This is a genomic window from Cyanobium sp. HWJ4-Hawea (assembly GCF_024345815.1).
GTDB lineage: Bacteria > Cyanobacteriota > Cyanobacteriia > PCC-6307 > Cyanobiaceae > Cyanobium_A.
The window spans coordinates 37,097-54,050 of record NZ_JAGQBV010000010.1 but is presented as its reverse complement, the minus strand read 5'-3'; the positions used below and the strand labels follow the sequence as shown (position 1 = coordinate 54,050).

Genomic DNA, 16,954 nt, shown 5'->3' with positions numbered 1-16,954 from the left:
GGTGCGCCTCTATGCCACCGGAATCATTCGCATCAGTCGCCATCCCCAGGCGGTGGGCCAGGTGCTCTGGTGCGCCACCCACCTGCTCTGGATAGGCAGCAGCTTCATGGTGGTCACCTGCTTTGGCCTGATTGCCCACCACCTATTTGCTATCTGGAATGGGGATCGGCGCCTGGCCAACCGTTTTGGCGCCGCCTTTGAGGAGCTCAAAGCCCACACCTCGGTGATCCCCTTTAGGGCCGTGCTCGATGGGCGCCAGCAGCTGTTTCTAGGCGAATTTCTGAGGCCGGCCCAGCTGGGCATTGCCATTGCCGTTGGCGTTTTCTGGTGGGCCCATCGCTGGATCGGCGCAGGCGCCACCACCTTTTCCCGCACGGGCCTGGGGCACTGGCTCGGCTAACCGGCTGAGCCAGCTGGCTCCAGGGCCGAACCGATGGGGAGCTCCCCACCAAGCATGGAATCCCCCAACGAGCTGCCTAAACTCATTTCAACAACAGGCCGCGCCGCAGCATGCCCTCAGCCGCTGAAATCGCCTGGTTAATACCCGTGTTGCCCCTGGCGGGGGCCTGCCTTGTGGGGCTGGGGCTGATCAGCTTTAACCGCACGATCAACCGACTGCGAAAACCCGTCGCGCTGCTGCTGATTAGCTGCGTGGGCGCCTCCGGCGTTTTGAGCTATGCGGTGCTGGCCGAACAACTGGCCGGCGCAGCCATGACGGAGGTGCTCTTCCCCTGGGCCACCGCCGGCACCTTCAGCCTGGAAATGGGGTTCCGGGTAGACGCATTGGGAGCCGTGATGCTGGCCCTGGTGACCACCATCGCCGTGTTGGTGATGGTCTATTCGGATGGCTACATGGCCCACGACAAGGGTTATGTGCGCTTTTTCACCTACTTGGCCCTATTCAGCAGCTCGATGCTGGGCCTGATCATCAGCCCAAACCTCCTGGAAATCTACGTTTTCTGGGAGCTGGTGGGCATGTGCTCCTACCTGCTCGTGGGTTTCTGGTACGACCGCGATGGCGCCGCCAATGCGGCCCAGAAGGCCTTTGTGGTCAACAGGGTTGGCGACTTTGGCTTGCTGCTGGGAATCCTGGGGCTGTTTTGGGCCACCGGCAGCTTTGGCTTTGAGGAAATTGGCGTGCGCCTGCAGGAGGCAATAGCAGGGGGCAGCGTCAGCAATGGGGTGGCAATCCTGCTCTGCCTGCTGGTTTTCATGGGGCCCATGGCCAAGTCGGCCCAGTTCCCCCTGCACGTTTGGCTGCCCGATGCGATGGAGGGCCCCACACCGATCTCGGCCCTAATCCACGCAGCCACGATGGTGGCGGCCGGGGTGTTTTTGGTGGCCCGGCTCCAGCCGATCTACGTGCCCTTTGAGGCGGTGCAAACCGTGATTGCCGTGGTGGGCACCATCACCCTCTTCTTGGGGGCCTCAATCGCCCTCACCCAGATGGATCTCAAGAAGGGCCTCGCCTACAGCACCGTTTCCCAACTGGGCTACATGATGCTGGCCATGGGCTGCGGAGCACCGGTGGCCGGGATGTTCCACCTGGTTACCCACGCCTTTTTCAAGGCGATGCTCTTCCTCTGCTCAGGCTCGGTGATCCACGCCATGGAAGAGGTGGTGGGCCATGAACCCGTGCTCGCCCAGGACATGCGCCTGATGGGTGGCCTGCGCAAACACATGCCCATAACCAGCGCCACCTTCCTGATCGGCTGCCTGGCCATCAGTGGCATCCCTCCCCTGGCGGGTTTTTGGAGCAAGGACGAGATCCTTGGCCAGGCCTTTGGCCATTTCCCCGTGCTCTGGGCAGCTGGCTTCATCACGGCTGGGATGACAGCTTTTTACATGTTCAGGCTGTACTTCCTCACCTTTGAGGGCAGCTTCCGGGGCGGAGACCAAACCATTCAGGCCCAACTGCTCTCAGCCGCCGGCAAGGGCCAGGGCGATGACGCCGCAGAAGCCTATGGCGGCAGCCACCACCATGCCGATCACCCCCATGAATCCGGCTGGCAGATGGCCATGCCCCTGGCCGTTTTGGCGGTGCCCTCGGCCCTGATCGGCCTGCTGGGGACCCCCTGGAACAGCCGCTTTGCCCGCCTGCTCAACCCCGAGGAAGCGGCCCACATGGCCTCACACTTCAGCTGGGCCGAATTTCTACCCCTAGCTGGGGCCTCGGTGGGGGTTTCCCTGCTGGGCATCAGCATCGCCGTGCTTGCCTACGCCCTCCACAAGATCGACCTCGGCACAGCCGTGGCCGGCCGTTTTCCCACAATCAATGCCTTCTTTGCCAACAAGTGGTACCTCGATCAAATCAACGACAAGTTGTTTGTGCAGGGCAGCCGCAAGTTGGCCAAACAGGTGCTTGAGGTGGATTCAAAGGTGGTGGATGGGGTGGTCAACCTCACCGGTCTGGTGACCCTGGGCAGTGGTGAGGGCCTGAAGTATTTCGAAACCGGCCGGGCCCAGTTCTATGCCCTGATCGTGTTTGGCGGGGTGGTGGCCCTAGTGGTGCTGTTCGGTTCGCTGGGCTGATCCCGGCCCTAGGGCCGGGCAGATCGGCTCCATCAGCGCCATTGCTCTGTGTGACATCCCCGACCCGGGCGGGGTTGGGCTGGACAGGATTTCTACACTCCAGCCATTGGTGAGGTTTGGTTCGTGCCGTTCCCCTGGCTGAGCGCTTCGATCCTGTTCCCGATCGCCGCAGCCCTAGTTATTCCTTTCTTCCCCGACGAGGGGGAAGGCAAGCAGGTCCGCTGGTACGCCCTAGCAGTGGCCCTGATCACCTTCCTGCTGACGGTGGGTGGCTACCTGACTGGCTACGACCCGAGCGACCCCGGCCTGCAATTGGTGGAGCGGGTGCAGTGGCTGCCCAGCATCGGCCTGTCCTGGTCGGTGGCGGCGGACGGGATCTCGATGCCCCTGATCCTGCTCACCAGCTTCATCACGGCCCTGGCGGTGCTGGCGGCCTGGCCTGTCACCTTCAAGCCCAAGCTGTTTTTCTTCCTGCTCCTGGCCATGGATGGCGGCCAGATCGCCGTCTTTGCAGTCCAGGACATGCTGCTGTTCTTCCTGGCCTGGGAACTGGAGCTGCTGCCGGTCTACCTCCTGATTGCCATCTGGGGGGGCAAAAAACGCCAATACGCAGCCACCAAGTTCATCATCTACACAGCGGGCAGCTCGCTTTTCATCCTCTTGGCGGGCCTGGCCATGGCCTTCTACGGCGGCGGCATCCCCACCTTTGAATACACCGAGCTGATGGCCAAGGGCTTCCCGCCCAGCTTCCAGCTGCTCTGTTACGCCGGCCTGCTGATTGCCTTTGGGGTGAAGCTGCCAATTGTGCCGCTGCACACCTGGCTGCCCGATGCCCATGGCGAGGCCACGGCCCCGGTGCACATGCTGCTGGCGGGCATCCTGCTGAAGATGGGCGGCTACGCCCTGCTGCGCTTCAACTGCCAGATCCTGCCCGACGCCCACGCCCAATTCGCGCCCCTGCTGGTGGTGCTGGGGGTGGTGAACATCATCTATGCGGCGCTCACCTCCTTTGCCCAGCGCAACCTCAAGCGCAAAATCGCCTACAGCTCCATCAGCCATATGGGTTTTGTGCTGATTGGAATCGGCAGTTTCAGCGCCCTCGGCAGCAGTGGGGCGATGTTGCAGATGATCAGCCACGGACTGATCGGGGCAAGTCTGTTTTTCCTGGTGGGGGCCACCTACGACCGCACCCACACCCTGCAACTCGACGAGATGGGCGGCGTGGGCCAAAACATGCGCAAAATGTTTGCCCTCTGGACCATCTGCTCCCTGGCATCGCTTGCCCTGCCTGGCATGAGCGGCTTTGTTTCCGAGCTGATGATCTTTGTGGGCTTCGCCACCGACGACGCCTACAGCCTTGCCTTCCGGATCGTGGTTGACGGCCTGGCCGCAATCGGGGTGATCCTGACGCCTATCTACCTGCTTTCGATGCTGCGGGAGATCTTCTACGGCAAGGAAAATGTCGAACTGGCCTCCCACACCCAGTTGGTGGATGCGGAACCCAGGGAGATCTACATCGTGGGTTGCCTGCTGGTGCCGATCATTGGCATTGGCCTCTATCCGCGGCTAATGACGGACACCTACCGGGCCTCCATGGAAGCCCTCGTGGCCCGAGATGAAAGTGCCATGAAGATGCTCAATTCAAGGGGGCCTGCCCCGATCGGCTCCGGCCTGATCCGCCAGGCGCCCCTCTCCGCACCTTCCCTGGGCTAGGCCGCCACAGCTGGTGGGAAATGAAGCTGCTGGCCGGAACTGGCCGATACCGGTAGCGTGGAAATACAAATTCCCTGGGGAAACAGCAGCAAGTGGCAGAGGGGGGCGCCAGGCTGGCCATCCGGCTGCTGCAGGACGCGGCGGAACGGGGCGATCTCGACCCTTGGGATGTCGATGTAATTGCCGTGATCGACGGCTTTTTAGACCAATTGCGCCAGCGCATTGAGGTGCCGCGCCTGGTGGCAGCCTTGCGCCAGGGGCGAGGCGGCAGCTACGAACAGGACCTGGCCGAGAGCAGTGAAGCCTTTTTGGCCGCCTCCGTGCTCGTGGGCCTGAAGGCCGAGGTGTTGGAGGCTGCCACCTTCCCGCCGGCACCGATCGAAACCGACTTTGGCTTCGATTTTGACGACGACGGCCAGGGCTGGCTGATGAATCCTGGCCTGGCATTGCCCCGCAGGCCGGAGCGCCATCTCTGGCGCCGGCCCGTGGCCCCACCGCCCCTACAGCGGCCCGTAACCCTCGGGGAACTGATCCGCCAACTCGAGGAAATTGCCGAACGGCTCGAAGACGACGAGGGCAAGGCCCGCAATCGCCATCGCCCCAAGCGCTACAGCGAGCGGGCCGCGATTGAGCAGGTTGCCGCCCTGGCCCACCGCGAAAAGCTGCCGGAAACCACGGCCGCCCTCAGCCAATTTCTGCTGCAGTGGCCCGAGGCCCTGGATTGGACAGGCTTTGATCAACTCGTGCACTCCTGGGCCCAGTGCGTTGAAAGCAAAGGGGCCGCCGCCGACCTCGACGCCGATCGGGTTGGGGTCTTTTGGGCCCTGCTGTTTCTGTGTCACCAGGGCAAGGTGGAGCTGCAGCAGGAGGGAGGACTGTTTGGTGCATTGAGCCTGAAACGGCTGCTAAACGAGGGCGAAAGCGTCCAGCTGCCGCTGGTGAAGGCCGTTGCATCGCCCCAGGGACCAGCTGCCATGCCGACCCATGCAGCGCTGGCTGCCTAGGCCGTTCACTAGGCTTAGCTGTCCGTCAGAAATGAGCAAACGCCAATGAAGGCGATGATCTTGGCGGCAGGCAAGGGAACACGGGTGAGGCCGATCACCCACACCATTCCCAAGCCGATGATCCCCATCCTCCAGAAACCCGTGATGGAGTTTCTGCTGGAGCTGCTGCGGGAGCATGGTTTCACCGAGATCATGGTCAACGTTTCGCACCTGGCTGAGGAGATCGAGAACTACTTCCGCGACGGCCAAAGATTTGGCGTTGAAATTGCTTACAGCTTTGAAGGCCGCATTGAAGACGGCGAGCTAATTGGTGATGCGATGGGTTCGGCCGGTGGCCTGAAAAAGATCCAAACCTTCCAGCACTTCTTTGACGACACCTTTGTGGTGCTCTGCGGCGATGCCCTGGTCGACCTCGACCTCAGCGAAGCGGTGCGGCGCCATAAGGCCAAGGGTGCCCTGGCCAGCCTGATCACCAAACGGGTCCCCCGCGACCAGGTGAGCAGCTACGGCGTAGTGGTGACCGATGACGACGGCAGGGTGCGCTCCTTCCAGGAGAAGCCGGCCATCGAGGAGGCAGCCAGCGACATGATCAATACCGGCATCTACATCTTTGAGCCCGAAGTGTTGGACTTCGTGCCCACTGGCCAGCCATTTGACATCGGCTCCGACCTGTTCCCCAAACTGGTGGAATCCGGGGCAGCCTTCTATGCCCTACCGATGGAATTCGAGTGGGTGGATATCGGCAAGGTGCCCGATTACTGGCAGGCGATTCGCAGCGTGCTGCAGGGTCAGGTGCGCCAGGTACAGATCCCCGGCAAGGAGGTGCGACCAGGCGTCTATGCCGGCCTAAACGTGGCCGCCGACTGGGACAACATCACGGTGAAGGGCCCAATCTATGTGGGCGGGATGAGCAGAATTGAGAACGGAGCCACGATCATTGGCCCGGCAATGATTGGCCCCAACTGCCACATCTGTGAAGGCGCCACGATCGACAACTCGATCATCTTCGACTACTCCCGCATCGGTGCGGGGGTGCGCTTGGTGGAAAAACTGGTGTTTGGCCGTTACTGCGTTGACCGCAACGGCGACCACTTCGACCTGCAGGAAGCCGCCCTCGATTGGCTGATCACCGACGTGCGCCGCCTGGATGTGGTTTCCCCCTCACCGCAGCAAAAGGCCATGGCCGAACTGCTCGGCACCGACCTGGCCCTTACGGGCTCGAACTAAGGGCTGGCACTGGGATTGGGGGTACTTCTGGCCTAAGGCCGGCCATTTCCAGGATCCTGGGGATCTTTTCCTCGGCCTTGATCGCCATCAGGTGCACCCCCTGGGCGCTCTCCAGGTAACGGGCCACCTGGTCGGCGGCGATCGCCAGACCCTCTTCCGCGGGGTTGCTTGCCATGGCCAGACGATCAACCACCGATTGGGGAATGTTGGCGCCGGGCACAACGCGGTTGATAAAGGCCGCATTTTTGGCCGACTTCAACAGAAAAACCCCCGCCAATACGGGCAGCCCCAGGGGCTCTGCGATCTCTTTCACAAAGCGTTCTAGGGCGGCCCCATCCGTAACCATCTGGGTTTGGATGAAGCGGGCACCGGCCTGCTGCTTGCGAGCCATTCGGCTCTTGAGGCCACTCCAGCTCGGCGACTGGGGATCGGCAGCGGCTCCGGCAAACAGGGCCGTCGGGCCGTCGGGAAGGCTGCCCTGCACCGGATCCATGCCGGCGTTGAGCTGGGCCACCAACTGCAGCAAACGCACCGATTCCAATTCATTGACCGGGCGGGCCCCCGGTTGATCGCCAGCCCTAACGGGATCGCCCGTCAGACAGAGCACATTGCGCAGGCCAAGGGCATGGGCCCCGAGCAAATCGGCCTGGAGGGCAATGCGGTTGCGGTCGCGGCAGGCCAGCTGCAAAACGGGCTCAATGCCCGCATCCAGCAGCAGGCGACACACCGCCCAGCTGGCCATCCTCATCACGGCGCGGCTGCCGTCGGTGACGTTGACCGCATGCACCCAGCCCCGCAGGGCCTGGGCCGCCGCCAGGGTGCGACTTGGGTCGCCGCCCCGGGGGGGGGTTACCTCAGCGGTGATGACCAGCTGACCGCTGGCCAGGGCCTGTTGGAGCAGCAAGCCAAACCCTAAAGATCAACTCCCATAATGGGCTAGGAAGCTGCCTACAGTAGTTACAGGCCTACGGGTTTAGGGATGGATAGCGATCGCGAATATGGCGCCAATTCGAGCATTGCTTCTGGCCCTGCTTCGAACCCTGCCGTCATCCCTGTTTCCAGTCCAGAGGGTGCTGTTTCCCAGCGCGAGATTGAGATCATTGAGCTGGTGGCCCAGGGCCTGACCAACCAGGAAATCGCCCAATCCCTAACGATTAGCAAGCGCACCGTGGATAACCACGTGAGCAATATCTTCACCAAAACCGGAGCCAAAAACCGGGTGGCCCTGCTCAATTGGGCCATGGACAACGGCAAGATTTGCCGCGATGGCTTTAATTGCTGCGCCCTAGATCAGACCTGACCTGCTGTCGGCCAATCGGCCAGGCCAGCCAATAGGGCCTGGCGCTGCAGCTCCGGCCAGTCGGCCAGGGGACTGTGGGCCAGGGCCGCGTTGCTCAAGCTGGAGTGGCCGGTTAGCTCCAGATGGCACCAACTGGGCACCAGCAACGACTGCTCGGCATGTTCCAACTCCACCTCAGCAACCACCAGGGGGGCATTGCTGCCCTCAAATACATCCAGCACCCAATCCCCACCAGCCAGGCTGAGGCCGTGGCGCCTCTTGCTGAGCTGGCTGGGGGCGATCGCCAGCAGGTCTTGGGCGTCTGCCAAGGGAATGTCGTACTCAAACTCCTGGCGCACCAGGCCGCCATCGGAAGCGGCCGTCTTGAGGGTTAGCCAGGCCTGTTGGCCAGCCTCAGCTTTCGCAGTTGCGGTAGAGGTGGCGGTGCGCACCCGCAGCGTAAGGCCCTCGGGCCCGCTCACCAGATAGCCCTGCTGGAGATGGGCCTGCCAGGCGATTAGCTCCCGCCACTCCTCGCCCCGCACCAAAAAACGCCTTTCAATTTCCAGGGCCATCGCGCTAGGTCTTGTTGGGGCTCAGTCTTATTGGGGCTCAGTTATGGGAGGGCTCCACGGCCGTGAGGCTGCCGGCCCAATGGAGCTTGTGGGTGAGGGTGCGGTAATAGGAGGGGCTCTGCTCAAGCACCACCAGCAGGGCTGGATGGGAGCTGCGCTGCACCACCGCCCGATCACCGGCATCGAGCACGGTGGCATGGGCCCCATCCTTCCAGAGCTTGACCCGGCGGCTGGCTTCCCCAAGGGGAAACACCGAAAGCTGGGCGCGGGCCGGCACCACCACCGCCCGACTCGAGAGGCTCATCGGACAAATCGGATTGACCACAATCGCCTCGATGCCGGGGTGCAAGATCGGCCCCCCCGCCGCCATGGCGTAGCCCGTTGAACCCGTGGGAGTTGCCAGGATCAAACCATCGCCGCGGTATTGGTCGACCACCTCTCCATCAATCTCCAGCTCCAGCATGCAGGTGGGTGAGACCTCATCGAGGGAGGGGCGGAAATAAAAATCATTGAGGGCCAGGTGCACCTCCTCTGAGCTGCCATCGGGCCTTTCAATATGGGCCTGCAACATCATCCGACGCTCCAGGGCATAGCGCTCGTCGCGGAGGCGTTGCCAGAGGCAATCGGCCTCACCGGAGAGTTGCAACAGGCGCCGCTCATGGGTCAGAAAACCCAGGTGCCCGCCCACGTTGAAGCAAAGGATCGGCACCCCCAGGGGAGCCAAGTGGCGGGCGGCCCCAAGCACCGTGCCATCTCCACCGAGCACCAGGGCCAGATCCGGCAGGGAGGGCTCCGTGGCCAGCAAACCGGGGAAGGGATTGGAGGTGAGGCCGCTCTGGGCCATCACCACCTGGGTACCGAGGGAGCGCAGGTCTTCTGCGCAGCGCTTGGCCTGGCGCTGCGCAGCCTGGCTGCCGGAGCGCGTGATCAACCAAACCCGCTCAAGCTGCATGGTGCTGGAAGTGTGGCTGGCTCACCAGCGCAACAGGTTGAAGCGCTCCATGTCCACCGTTTCCCGGTTGCGATACAGGGAGAGCAGGATCGCCAGGCCAACCGCCGCTTCTGCTGCCGCCACCGTGATCACAAAAATCGCGAACACCTGGCCCCGGATCAGCTGGCCATCCATGTAATCGGAGAAGGCCATCAAATTGATATTCACCGCATTCAGCATCAACTCAATGCTCATCAGCACCCGCACGGCATTGCGGCTGTTGATCAAACCCCACACCCCAGTACAGAACAAAATCGCAGCCACCACCAGGTAGGCCTGCAGGGGAATGCCGTTGGAGAAGCTTGCGTCCATCAGAGGGGAAGGGGTAAGGAAGGTTAAACCGAAGATTTATCGACCAGCAAGGGCGTGCGGGACTTTTCCAAAAGACCCTGATCCGCAGGCTCACCAGTGATCACATCACTGCTGCTGACATCGCGGCGGGCCAACACAATTGCACCGATCATCGCCATTAGCAGCAGTACGGAAGCCAATTCAAATGGCAACAGGTAGTCGCTGAAAAGATGCTCGCCAATCCTGATCGTGGCGTCTTCCCCCACCGGAATTGGGCCGGGCAGGTTCCAGGCGGTGGTGAAGGCAACCCGGATCAGGAGCACCAGCAAGCCACCACAGACAGCCCCGGATAAAACGCGGCGTAGGGCCAGGCCAGGGATGGTCTCGAGGGTTTCCTTTTTATTGACGAGCATGATCGCAAAGAGGATCAGCACGTTCACGGCGCCCACGTATACGAGCACCTGGGCTGCCGCCACAAAGCTGGCGTTAAGCATCAGGTAGAGGCCAGCCACGGACAGGAAAACACCGCCCAAAAGGAAGGCGGAGTAGACGATATTGGGCAGCAGCACCACTCCGAGCGCGCCAATTACGAGGGCGGCCGAGAGCAGCACAAAACAAATCAGCTGGGTGGTGATGGCGATAGTCATCAGGGTTTCACCTCAGCTGCGGGCAGGCTGCCGGCCCGTGGGGCCGTATCCGGCACTCCATGGGGGTCCATTTCGCCCTTGGGCAGATAGGCCAGCTCCCGCAGGGCAAAGACCGCGGGATCACTGGTGACGCTGGTGGGTAGGCGGCCCAGGGCAACGTTGTCGAAATTGAGGCTGTGGCGATCAAAGGTGGCCAGCTCGTATTCCTCCGTCATCGAAAGGCAATTGGTGGGGCAGTACTCCACGCAGTTGCCACAAAAAATGCATACCCCGAAATCGATTGAGTAGTTGCGCAGTTCCTTTTTCTTCGTCGCCTTATTCATCACCCAATCCACCACCGGCAGATTGATCGGGCAGACCCGCACGCACACCTCGCAGGCGATGCACTTGTCGAATTCGTAGTGGATCCGGCCCCGGTAGCGCTCCGAAGGTATCAGCTTTTCGTAGGGGTACTGGACCGTGATCGGCCTGCGGCGCAGGTGATCAAAGGTGACCGATAGCCCCTGGGCTAGGTACTGGCTTGCCCCAACCGCATCGCGGGTGTAGTCGCCGACTTTCTTGAGGAACCCGAACATGGAATGGGGGGGAAAAGACGGGGGAAACCAAAGCTCCCACCATGATGACTGGCTAGGGCCTTACCCGCCGAAAACTGCCGGAAAGGCGAGTTTGAGGGCGGCGGTTACGAGCAAATTGGCCAGGGCAATGGGCAGCAGAAACTTCCAGCCCAGGTCGAGTAGCTGGTCGATCCGCACCCGGGGCACGGTCCAGCGCAGCAGGATCGCGAAAAAGACCAGGAGGTAGGCCTTCAGCACGGTCATAACAATGCCAACGGAGGCCGTAATCACCTGCACCACTGGGGCATCCAGGGGCTGACCCAGCCAGCCGGCCAGCCACTCCACTGGGATGGGGAATCCCCAACCACCCAGGTAAAGCACCGAGACCAGCAGTGCAGAAAGCACCAGGTTGATGTAACTGCCCAGGTAGAAGAGGGCAAACTTCATGCCCGAATACTCGGTCTGGTAGCCGGCCACCAGCTCCTCTTCCGCCTCTGGCAGGTCGAAGGGCAGGCGCTCGCACTCGGCCAGGGCACAGATCCAGAAGATCACAAAACCCACCGGCTGGCGCCAGATATTCCAGCTGAGGATGCCGGCTCCGTTCTGCTGATCAACGATCGCAACGGTGCTGAGGGAGTTGCTCATCATCACCACTGCCAGCACCGCCAGGGCCAGGGGTATTTCGTAGCTAATCGACTGGGCCGCAGCCCGCAATCCCCCCAGCAGGGAATATTTGTTGTTGGAGGCGTAGCCACTCATCAACAGGCCAATGGGCTGGATGCTGCTGAGGGAAACCCAGAGGAAGATCCCCACGCCCACATTGCTGATCAGCATGTGCTGACCAAAGGGCACCACCAACCAGCTCAAGATCACCGGCACAAGCACCAAGATTGGCCCGAGGGTGAACAGCAAGCCGTCCGCCCTGGCTGGGATTACATCCTCCTTAAACAACAGCTTCAGGCCATCGGCCATGGGCTGAAGAATGCCTAGGGCGCCCGCGTATTCAGGCCCGATGCGCTGCTGCACGGCGGCGGAGATCTTGCGCTCCAGCCAGACGTTCACCAGCACACCGACCACGGCGGACACCAACACCAACAGCATTGGTAGGGGCAACCACAGCAGGTGTGCCGCGCCTGGGCTGAGGCCCAAGCCGGATAGGGCCTGCTCAAAGCTGGCCTGCAAATCAAGGCCCCCTTGCACCACGCCAGGGGCGAGAGCCGGGTTGCTCACCATTGGGGTTGTTCAGATTTGAGCAACTTAGCGGGCCCCTTGGGGAAGCCATGGTCTTTCGGCATGGCCTGTGTAGATCTGGGTAGGGCGGTAGATGCGGTTGGCCCCGAGTTGCTCCTTCCAATGGGCCAACCAGCCGGCCGTGCGGGCAATGGCAAAAATTGGGGTGAAGAGGTCTTCGGGGATGCCCAGCTTGCGATAAACAAGCCCGGAATAGAAGTCGACGTTGGGGAAAATCCCCTTGGGGCCAAGCCGATCGGCTGCCACTGCTTCGAGCTTGCGGGCCCTGTCATAGAGGGGATCGTGGCCGAATTTGTCAAAGAGCTGTTCGGCCAACTTCTGGAGAATTCCGGCCCGGGGATCCTTGACCTTGTATTCCCGATGGCCAAAGCCCATGATTTTTTGCTTCTCAGCCATCGCCCGTTCCAGCCAGGGCTCCACCTGGTCTTCGCTGCCGATCTGCTCCAGCATTGTGAGCACGTCCTCATTGGCACCGCCATGGAGCGGGCCCGCCAGGGTTCCCACAGCCGAGGCCACCACCGCGTAGGGGTCGGTGAGGGTGCTGGCAGTGACGCGGGCGCTAAAGGTGCTGGCGTTGAGGCTGTGCTCTGCGTGGAGGATCAGGCAGGCATCAAAGATGCGAGCCGCCAAGGGATCCGGCTCCCGCTCGGTGAGCATGTAGAGAAAATTGGCCGAATAGGCCAGGTCATCGCGGGGCTGGATCGGATCCTGGCCTTTGCGGATCAACTGAAAGGCCGCCACCATCGTGGGGATCTTGGCGATCAGGCGGACCACCGCTGCCACGATGTACTCGGGGTTATCGAGGGCCCTGCGCGAATAGAACAGCCCCAAGGAGGCCGCGCTGGCCTGGAGGGCATCCATCGGGTGCCCTCCCGAGGGGAAACTCTTCATCATGTCGCGGATGCGGAAGCTGACCCGCCGGTGCATTTGCACCTCCTGCTCAAATTCCTGGAGTTGATCCGGCTTGGGCAGTTCACCCCAGATCAAGAGATAGGCAGTTTCCAGAAAACTGCTGTGGATCGCCAGTTGACCCACCTCATAACCCCTATAGGTGAGCCTGCCCGCCTGGCCATCGATGGCGCATATGGCCGACTGGGTAGCGGGTACCCCCTCCAAGCCTGGGCGAAACAGGGCGTGTAGGGATTCGAGCCCGGCACTGGTTGCTACTGATGCCATCCGCAGGGGAGCCGATCCTTGAAACCTACGGCCGACCGGCCGACCCATGCAGTAGCGCACGCTGCCAGCAGGGGTAGGGCCCCTAGCCAGCCAGGATTTGCCTGGGTGCCATCAGCAACCTCAACTGGGCGGCCCCAGGCCCGAGCTGCAGCAGGGCAATCCCGGCCTTTTTGAGGGGGATGGTGCCTGCGGGGGCCCCAATCAGAAGGGCGGCCAGGTCGCCCAGGTCGGGTTCATGGCCCACCAGGGCCCAGCGGGAGCTCAATGCCAAACCATCACAGCAAACCTGTTGGCGCAGGCGTTGAACCAGGGCCCAGCCATCCGCGCCTGGTGCCCGGGCATCAGCTCCAGGCGCCAAACCCGGCTCGATTTGGCACTGGCCCCCGGGCAGCAGCAAGCCAGCCTCCACTGCAATCTGGGCGGTTTGCCTGGCCCGCAGCAGCGAACTGCTGAAAATGCCTTGGCAGTGCAGCTCCATGGCGATTAGCCGTTCCACCACGGCACGGCTGCGCAAGCGACCTGGCTGGGTGAGCGCTCGATCGTGGTCGAGCAGCCCGGGCTGAAGCTCCTGGGCTATGCCATGGCGCAACAGCAGGATTTCAAGCAAAGCTCAACCGGGCCTTGAAATGCAGCCCATTTGTTTCGGGTTCAAGCCCCAGTGTCAGGCCATCCACCGAGGCCGCCAGGGGCTGGCCAGCCAGGCCCGAGAGCAGTCGCCAGGTACCCCAACCCTGGATCAGGCCCTGGGCCTTAGGGCCCGCCATCGCCCATTGGAGGGGGGCCTTGGGCATCGCCAGCTCTGTCAACTGGTTTTGACGCTGCTGGGGACCCTGGCGCAGGTCCCGTTGTTGCTGGAGCACCGCCAGGGTTTGGCCCCACCAGGCAATGGTGCCCTCGGCGCTGCGGGCCCCCTCGAGGCTGGCCTGGAGCGGCTCCCTAGCGGAGGCGGGGGATTTGAGCCGAGTCCAGACCTGGAGGGGAGGCCCCCCCTCCACCGCCAGGGGGGCGGTGACCAGGCCCTGGCCAGGCAAGGCCCCGTCTAGGGCCTCGGGGGCTGGCTGGTTAAGGCCCGTACCGATCTGCCAACCCTCGGCTCCCTCACTCCAGAGCAGGGGGCCGGCATCGGCCAGGGCCACCAGGGCAGGGATTGGGCTAGGGGAAGTGGGTTCCGGAGAAGTGGGTTCGGCGGAAGTGGAATCAGGGGAACTGGTTTCGACCAGGATTGCCTGGAGCAGGGGCTGCCAGGGGGCGGGCCAGCCGGCGGGGTTTTGGAGCAGGGCCAAGCTGCTCTTCTGGCCATGCAGAGCGGCCAACAGGGCAGCCGTGCGGCTGGTGTCGGGCAAGGGTCGCCAGGGCAAATTCCCCTCGCCCAGGCCAACCACCACGTCGGCCACCAGGGTTCCCCGCTCTGGCCTCAGGGTCGCCAGCAGATCCTTCACCCCTGCCTGATCAATCAGATCTTTCGGCAGGCCCAACCATGGGGCCATCGCCTCTGGTCGGGCAGTGAGCAGGGCAGAACCCTGGGCCAACCGCTTCACCCCAGCCTGGAAGCTGGCGGTGGTGGCCTGGTTGAGGCCATCGATCTGGGAAACGTCGAGGGCCTGTTGGAGCACGCCCTGGCCGGAGGCGATCAGCACCAGGTCGTCGTTGATTAGGGCGGTGGCCAGGGGCATCGGGGTGGAGCCCACCAGGGCGCCGCGGCCGCTGATCAAACCCATGCCCCGATAGGTGCTGACCTGCACATCGGTGCCGGCGAGGCTGCGGACTTGCCAGAAACGCTGCAGGAAGCGCCTGGCTCCATCGCCATGGCGGCTGCGCAGGGCCAGTAACCAACCCTGGGGCGCCTCTGACGATCCCCCGTTGATCAAGGCCAGGCTGGTCTCCGGACCCAGCCAACTGGCCAATTCGGCCTGGTAATCGATCCCGGCGGCGGCAAAGGCGCCATCGCGCAAACGGGCAACGGTTGCGGCCGCCTGGTGGCGCTGGGCCGTGGGCGCCACGGCCCGGCCATAGACCACGGGCTGCTCTGGATCGGTGAGCCAGTAAAGGCTTAAGGGCGTTAGGCGCGGCACAAAACGGGCTGCCATGGGCACCGCCAGCAGCTGGTTCTGCAACTTCAGCGGTGACTGGCGCAGCACGATCCACCAACCTCCAAAACCGAGGCTTGCCAACACAATCGCCACCGCCAGCACAACGGCCAGGAAGGGGCGGGCCTTCATGCGCCCAAAGCAGGATGGGTCCATCTTGACCTGAACCGGCGCGATTGCCCCATGGCCAGCCCCCAAACAATCCGGCCCCAGGAACTCCAGCAAAGCCTGGAGGGCGGTGAACCGATCCAGCTGGTAGACGTCAGAGAGATGGAGGAGTTGGCCCTGGCCCGCCTGCCCTACCCGGTGCTGCACCTGCCCCTAAGCCAGTCGGAGCAATGGATGGGCAGCCTGGAGGAGCAGCTGGATCGGCAGCGACCGGTGGCCGTGATCTGCCATGCAGGAGTGCGCAGCTGGCATTTCGCCTGCTGGCTGATGGAGCAGCACGGCTACGAGCAGGTATGGAACCTGCAGGGCGGCATTGATTCCTGGAGCGTCGAAGTAGACCGCAGCGTGCCCCGCTACTAGCCGGCACCCCAGGAGACTTTCCTACTGTTTGCGCAAGCCACGTTGCCTGGGCCCCTTGCCTCAGAGCGCCCTACCGCTGCGTCCCCTCTCCCTGAGGCCCCCATCCCTGCGCCCCCTCTCGCTTCGCCAGAGGGAAGTGCTGCAAATGGCCGTGCGGCACTACGTGGACACGGTTGAGCCAGTGGGCAGCGGCACCCTGGTGCGGCGCTTTGGGCTAGCCGCCAGCCCCGCCACGGTGCGTTCGGCGATGGGGGCCCTGGAACAACGGGGCCTACTCACCCAGCCCCATACCTCGGCGGGCCGGATCCCCAGCCAGGAGGGCTATCGCCTCTTTGTGGACCAGCTGCTGCCCGCCCCAGGAGCTGGAGCCCTGCAATTGCAGCGGGAATTGCTGGATCTGAGCCTGCCCTGGGCGGCCCTCGACGATCTACTACTGCACCTCGGCCGGCGCCTAGCCGACCTCACGGGCCTACTGAGCCTGATCACCAGGCCCCAGCGGCCTGAGGGCCAGGTGCAAGCCCTCAGGCTTGTTCCCAGGGGTGATCGGCTGATGGTGTTTGTGGTGGGAGGCGCCGCTGCCAGCAGCCATCTCAACCTGCCCCTGGCCGGCCACCAACCGGGTGATTTGGCCGCCCTGGAGCGCTGGGTTACGGACCAACTCCAGGGGCCATCGCACAAGCCGATCGACTGGAACAACCTGCCGCGCCAATTGGGCCGTCCCGGCGCCCTATTGCGCCAAGCCCTCGATGCCCACGCAGAGGCCGAACAGCGCCATGGGGCCGGGGCCGTGGCCACCGGCCTGGCGGGCCTACTGGGGCAGCCGGAATTCAGCCAAACGGCCCAGCTGAGGCCCTTGGTCGAACTGGTGGAGGAGGCACCCCAGCAGCTCCTCCAACAGGGGAATGTGTGCATTGGGGCAGAACATCCCCACCAGGCCCTGCGCCAGTGCGCCGTGGTTCAAGCCAGCTATCGCAGTGGCGATGGGGGCTTGGGCCATGTGGCCCTGGTGGGACCAATGCGGATGGCCTATGCCACCGCCCGGGCTGCGGTGGCCTCGGTGGCAGAGCTACTGGAGCGACTCCTGGCCTGAAAACCAGCC

At 63.1% G+C, this 16,954-nt stretch carries 18 protein-coding genes; 8 read left to right on the top strand and 10 right to left on the bottom strand.

What is annotated here, in order from left to right:
* The 5 genes from KBY58_RS03925 to KBY58_RS03905 all read left to right on the top strand — a co-directional run.
* A partial coding sequence (locus tag KBY58_RS03925; RefSeq protein ID WP_261350153.1) for an NnrU family protein occupies nucleotides 1-400 on the top strand: 400 nt, incomplete at its 5' end.
* 110 nt (nucleotides 401-510) lie between these two features.
* Nucleotides 511-2,532 carry an NAD(P)H-quinone oxidoreductase subunit 5 gene (locus KBY58_RS03920; protein WP_255003030.1) on the top strand — a complete coding sequence of 674 codons (2,022 nt, stop codon included), beginning with the start codon at nucleotides 511-513 and terminating at the stop codon, nucleotides 2,530-2,532.
* Nucleotides 2,533-2,655: 123 nt separating this feature from the next.
* Nucleotides 2,656-4,245 (top strand): NAD(P)H-quinone oxidoreductase subunit 4, encoded by a 1,590-nt coding sequence (locus tag KBY58_RS03915; RefSeq protein ID WP_255003028.1) that lies wholly within the window; start codon nucleotides 2,656-2,658, stop codon nucleotides 4,243-4,245.
* Between the two features lie 92 nt (nucleotides 4,246-4,337).
* Nucleotides 4,338-5,249: a segregation/condensation protein A gene (locus KBY58_RS03910; RefSeq protein ID WP_254934118.1), complete on the top strand. Its 912-nt coding sequence runs from the start codon at nucleotides 4,338-4,340 to the stop codon at nucleotides 5,247-5,249.
* Between the two features lie 45 nt (nucleotides 5,250-5,294).
* Complete coding sequence (locus KBY58_RS03905) at nucleotides 5,295-6,476, top strand: NDP-sugar synthase (protein WP_254934119.1); 1,182 nt, start codon at nucleotides 5,295-5,297, stop codon at nucleotides 6,474-6,476.
* Here the strand turns inward: KBY58_RS03905 and KBY58_RS03900 are convergent.
* Nucleotides 6,460-7,380, bottom strand: coding sequence for a methylenetetrahydrofolate reductase (locus tag KBY58_RS03900; protein WP_255003027.1), 921 nt, complete (start codon nucleotides 7,378-7,380; stop codon nucleotides 6,460-6,462). The two genes, KBY58_RS03905 and KBY58_RS03900, sit on opposite strands and share 17 nt — an antisense overlap.
* A 144-nt stretch (nucleotides 7,381-7,524) precedes the next feature.
* On the opposite strand from KBY58_RS03900, the gene KBY58_RS03895 reads away from it, so the two are divergent.
* Nucleotides 7,525-7,776: a helix-turn-helix domain-containing protein gene (locus tag KBY58_RS03895; RefSeq protein ID WP_254934608.1), complete on the top strand. Its 252-nt coding sequence runs from the start codon at nucleotides 7,525-7,527 to the stop codon at nucleotides 7,774-7,776.
* Here the strand turns inward: KBY58_RS03895 and KBY58_RS03890 are convergent.
* From KBY58_RS03890 to KBY58_RS03850, 9 genes are all read right to left on the bottom strand, one after another.
* Nucleotides 7,767-8,330 (bottom strand): CYTH domain-containing protein, encoded by a 564-nt coding sequence (locus tag KBY58_RS03890; RefSeq protein WP_255003026.1) that lies wholly within the window; start codon nucleotides 8,328-8,330, stop codon nucleotides 7,767-7,769. The genes KBY58_RS03895 and KBY58_RS03890 overlap by 10 nt on opposite strands.
* A gap of 37 nt (nucleotides 8,331-8,367) precedes the next feature.
* Entirely contained in the window at nucleotides 8,368-9,282 is a 915-nt protein-coding gene (locus KBY58_RS03885; protein WP_254934122.1) for an NAD(+) kinase, read from the bottom strand.
* A 21-nt stretch (nucleotides 9,283-9,303) separates the two neighbouring features.
* The gene (gene nuoK, locus KBY58_RS03880; protein WP_254934123.1) at nucleotides 9,304-9,633 is read right to left on the bottom strand and encodes an NADH-quinone oxidoreductase subunit NuoK; all 330 of its coding nucleotides are present in this window, start codon (nucleotides 9,631-9,633) and stop codon (nucleotides 9,304-9,306) included.
* Between the two features lie 23 nt (nucleotides 9,634-9,656).
* Nucleotides 9,657-10,259, bottom strand: a complete 603-nt coding sequence (locus KBY58_RS03875; protein ID WP_255003025.1) for an NADH-quinone oxidoreductase subunit J — start codon at nucleotides 10,257-10,259, stop codon at nucleotides 9,657-9,659.
* Nucleotides 10,259-10,834 carry an NAD(P)H-quinone oxidoreductase subunit I gene (gene ndhI, locus KBY58_RS03870; protein ID WP_254934125.1) on the bottom strand — a complete coding sequence of 192 codons (576 nt, stop codon included), beginning with the start codon at nucleotides 10,832-10,834 and terminating at the stop codon, nucleotides 10,259-10,261. Before ndhI ends, KBY58_RS03875 begins: the two co-directional genes overlap by 1 nt.
* A gap of 60 nt (nucleotides 10,835-10,894) precedes the next feature.
* Nucleotides 10,895-12,013 (bottom strand): NADH-quinone oxidoreductase subunit NuoH, encoded by a 1,119-nt coding sequence (gene nuoH / locus KBY58_RS03865; RefSeq protein WP_254934609.1) that lies wholly within the window; start codon nucleotides 12,011-12,013, stop codon nucleotides 10,895-10,897.
* A 57-nt stretch (nucleotides 12,014-12,070) separates the two neighbouring features.
* Entirely contained in the window at nucleotides 12,071-13,240 is a 1,170-nt protein-coding gene (locus KBY58_RS03860; protein WP_255003023.1) for a citrate synthase, read from the bottom strand.
* Nucleotides 13,241-13,322: 82 nt separating this feature from the next.
* The gene (locus tag KBY58_RS03855) at nucleotides 13,323-13,847 is read right to left on the bottom strand and encodes a SixA phosphatase family protein (protein WP_255003021.1); all 525 of its coding nucleotides are present in this window, start codon (nucleotides 13,845-13,847) and stop codon (nucleotides 13,323-13,325) included.
* The gene (locus tag KBY58_RS03850) at nucleotides 13,840-15,459 is read right to left on the bottom strand and encodes a DUF3352 domain-containing protein (protein ID WP_255003019.1); all 1,620 of its coding nucleotides are present in this window, start codon (nucleotides 15,457-15,459) and stop codon (nucleotides 13,840-13,842) included. The genes KBY58_RS03855 and KBY58_RS03850 overlap by 8 nt, the downstream gene beginning before the upstream one ends.
* Before the next feature lie 51 nt (nucleotides 15,460-15,510).
* Between KBY58_RS03850 and KBY58_RS03845 the strand changes: the two genes are divergently transcribed.
* Both KBY58_RS03845 and KBY58_RS03840 read left to right on the top strand, forming a co-directional pair.
* Nucleotides 15,511-15,855: a rhodanese-like domain-containing protein gene (locus tag KBY58_RS03845; protein WP_255003018.1), complete on the top strand. Its 345-nt coding sequence runs from the start codon at nucleotides 15,511-15,513 to the stop codon at nucleotides 15,853-15,855.
* A 145-nt stretch (nucleotides 15,856-16,000) separates the two neighbouring features.
* The gene (locus tag KBY58_RS03840; RefSeq protein ID WP_254934610.1) at nucleotides 16,001-16,945 is read left to right on the top strand and encodes an HrcA family transcriptional regulator; all 945 of its coding nucleotides are present in this window, start codon (nucleotides 16,001-16,003) and stop codon (nucleotides 16,943-16,945) included.
* Nucleotides 16,946-16,954: the final 9 nt, after the last annotated feature.

Bases quoted from the DNA above. Each gene is read 5' to 3' on its own strand.
- ndhI (WP_254934125.1), bottom strand. From the start codon at position 10,834: ATGTTCGGGTTCCTCAAGAAAGTCGGCGACTACACCCGCGATGCGGTT.
- KBY58_RS03890 (WP_255003026.1), bottom strand. From the start codon at position 8,330: ATGGCCCTGGAAATTGAAAGGCGTTTTTTGGTGCGGGGCGAGGAGTGG.
- nuoK (WP_254934123.1), bottom strand. From the start codon at position 9,633: ATGGACGCAAGCTTCTCCAACGGCATTCCCCTGCAGGCCTACCTGGTG.
- KBY58_RS03875 (WP_255003025.1), bottom strand. From the start codon at position 10,259: ATGACTATCGCCATCACCACCCAGCTGATTTGTTTTGTGCTGCTCTCG.
- KBY58_RS03840 (WP_254934610.1), top strand. From the start codon at position 16,001: ATGGCCGTGCGGCACTACGTGGACACGGTTGAGCCAGTGGGCAGCGGC.
- KBY58_RS03860 (WP_255003023.1), bottom strand. From the start codon at position 13,240: ATGGCATCAGTAGCAACCAGTGCCGGGCTCGAATCCCTACACGCCCTG.
- KBY58_RS03845 (WP_255003018.1), top strand. From the start codon at position 15,511: ATGGCCAGCCCCCAAACAATCCGGCCCCAGGAACTCCAGCAAAGCCTG.
- KBY58_RS03850 (WP_255003019.1), bottom strand. From the start codon at position 15,459: ATGAAGGCCCGCCCCTTCCTGGCCGTTGTGCTGGCGGTGGCGATTGTG.
- KBY58_RS03905 (WP_254934119.1), top strand. From the start codon at position 5,295: ATGAAGGCGATGATCTTGGCGGCAGGCAAGGGAACACGGGTGAGGCCG.
- KBY58_RS03885 (WP_254934122.1), bottom strand. From the start codon at position 9,282: ATGCAGCTTGAGCGGGTTTGGTTGATCACGCGCTCCGGCAGCCAGGCT.
- KBY58_RS03920 (WP_255003030.1), top strand. From the start codon at position 511: ATGCCCTCAGCCGCTGAAATCGCCTGGTTAATACCCGTGTTGCCCCTG.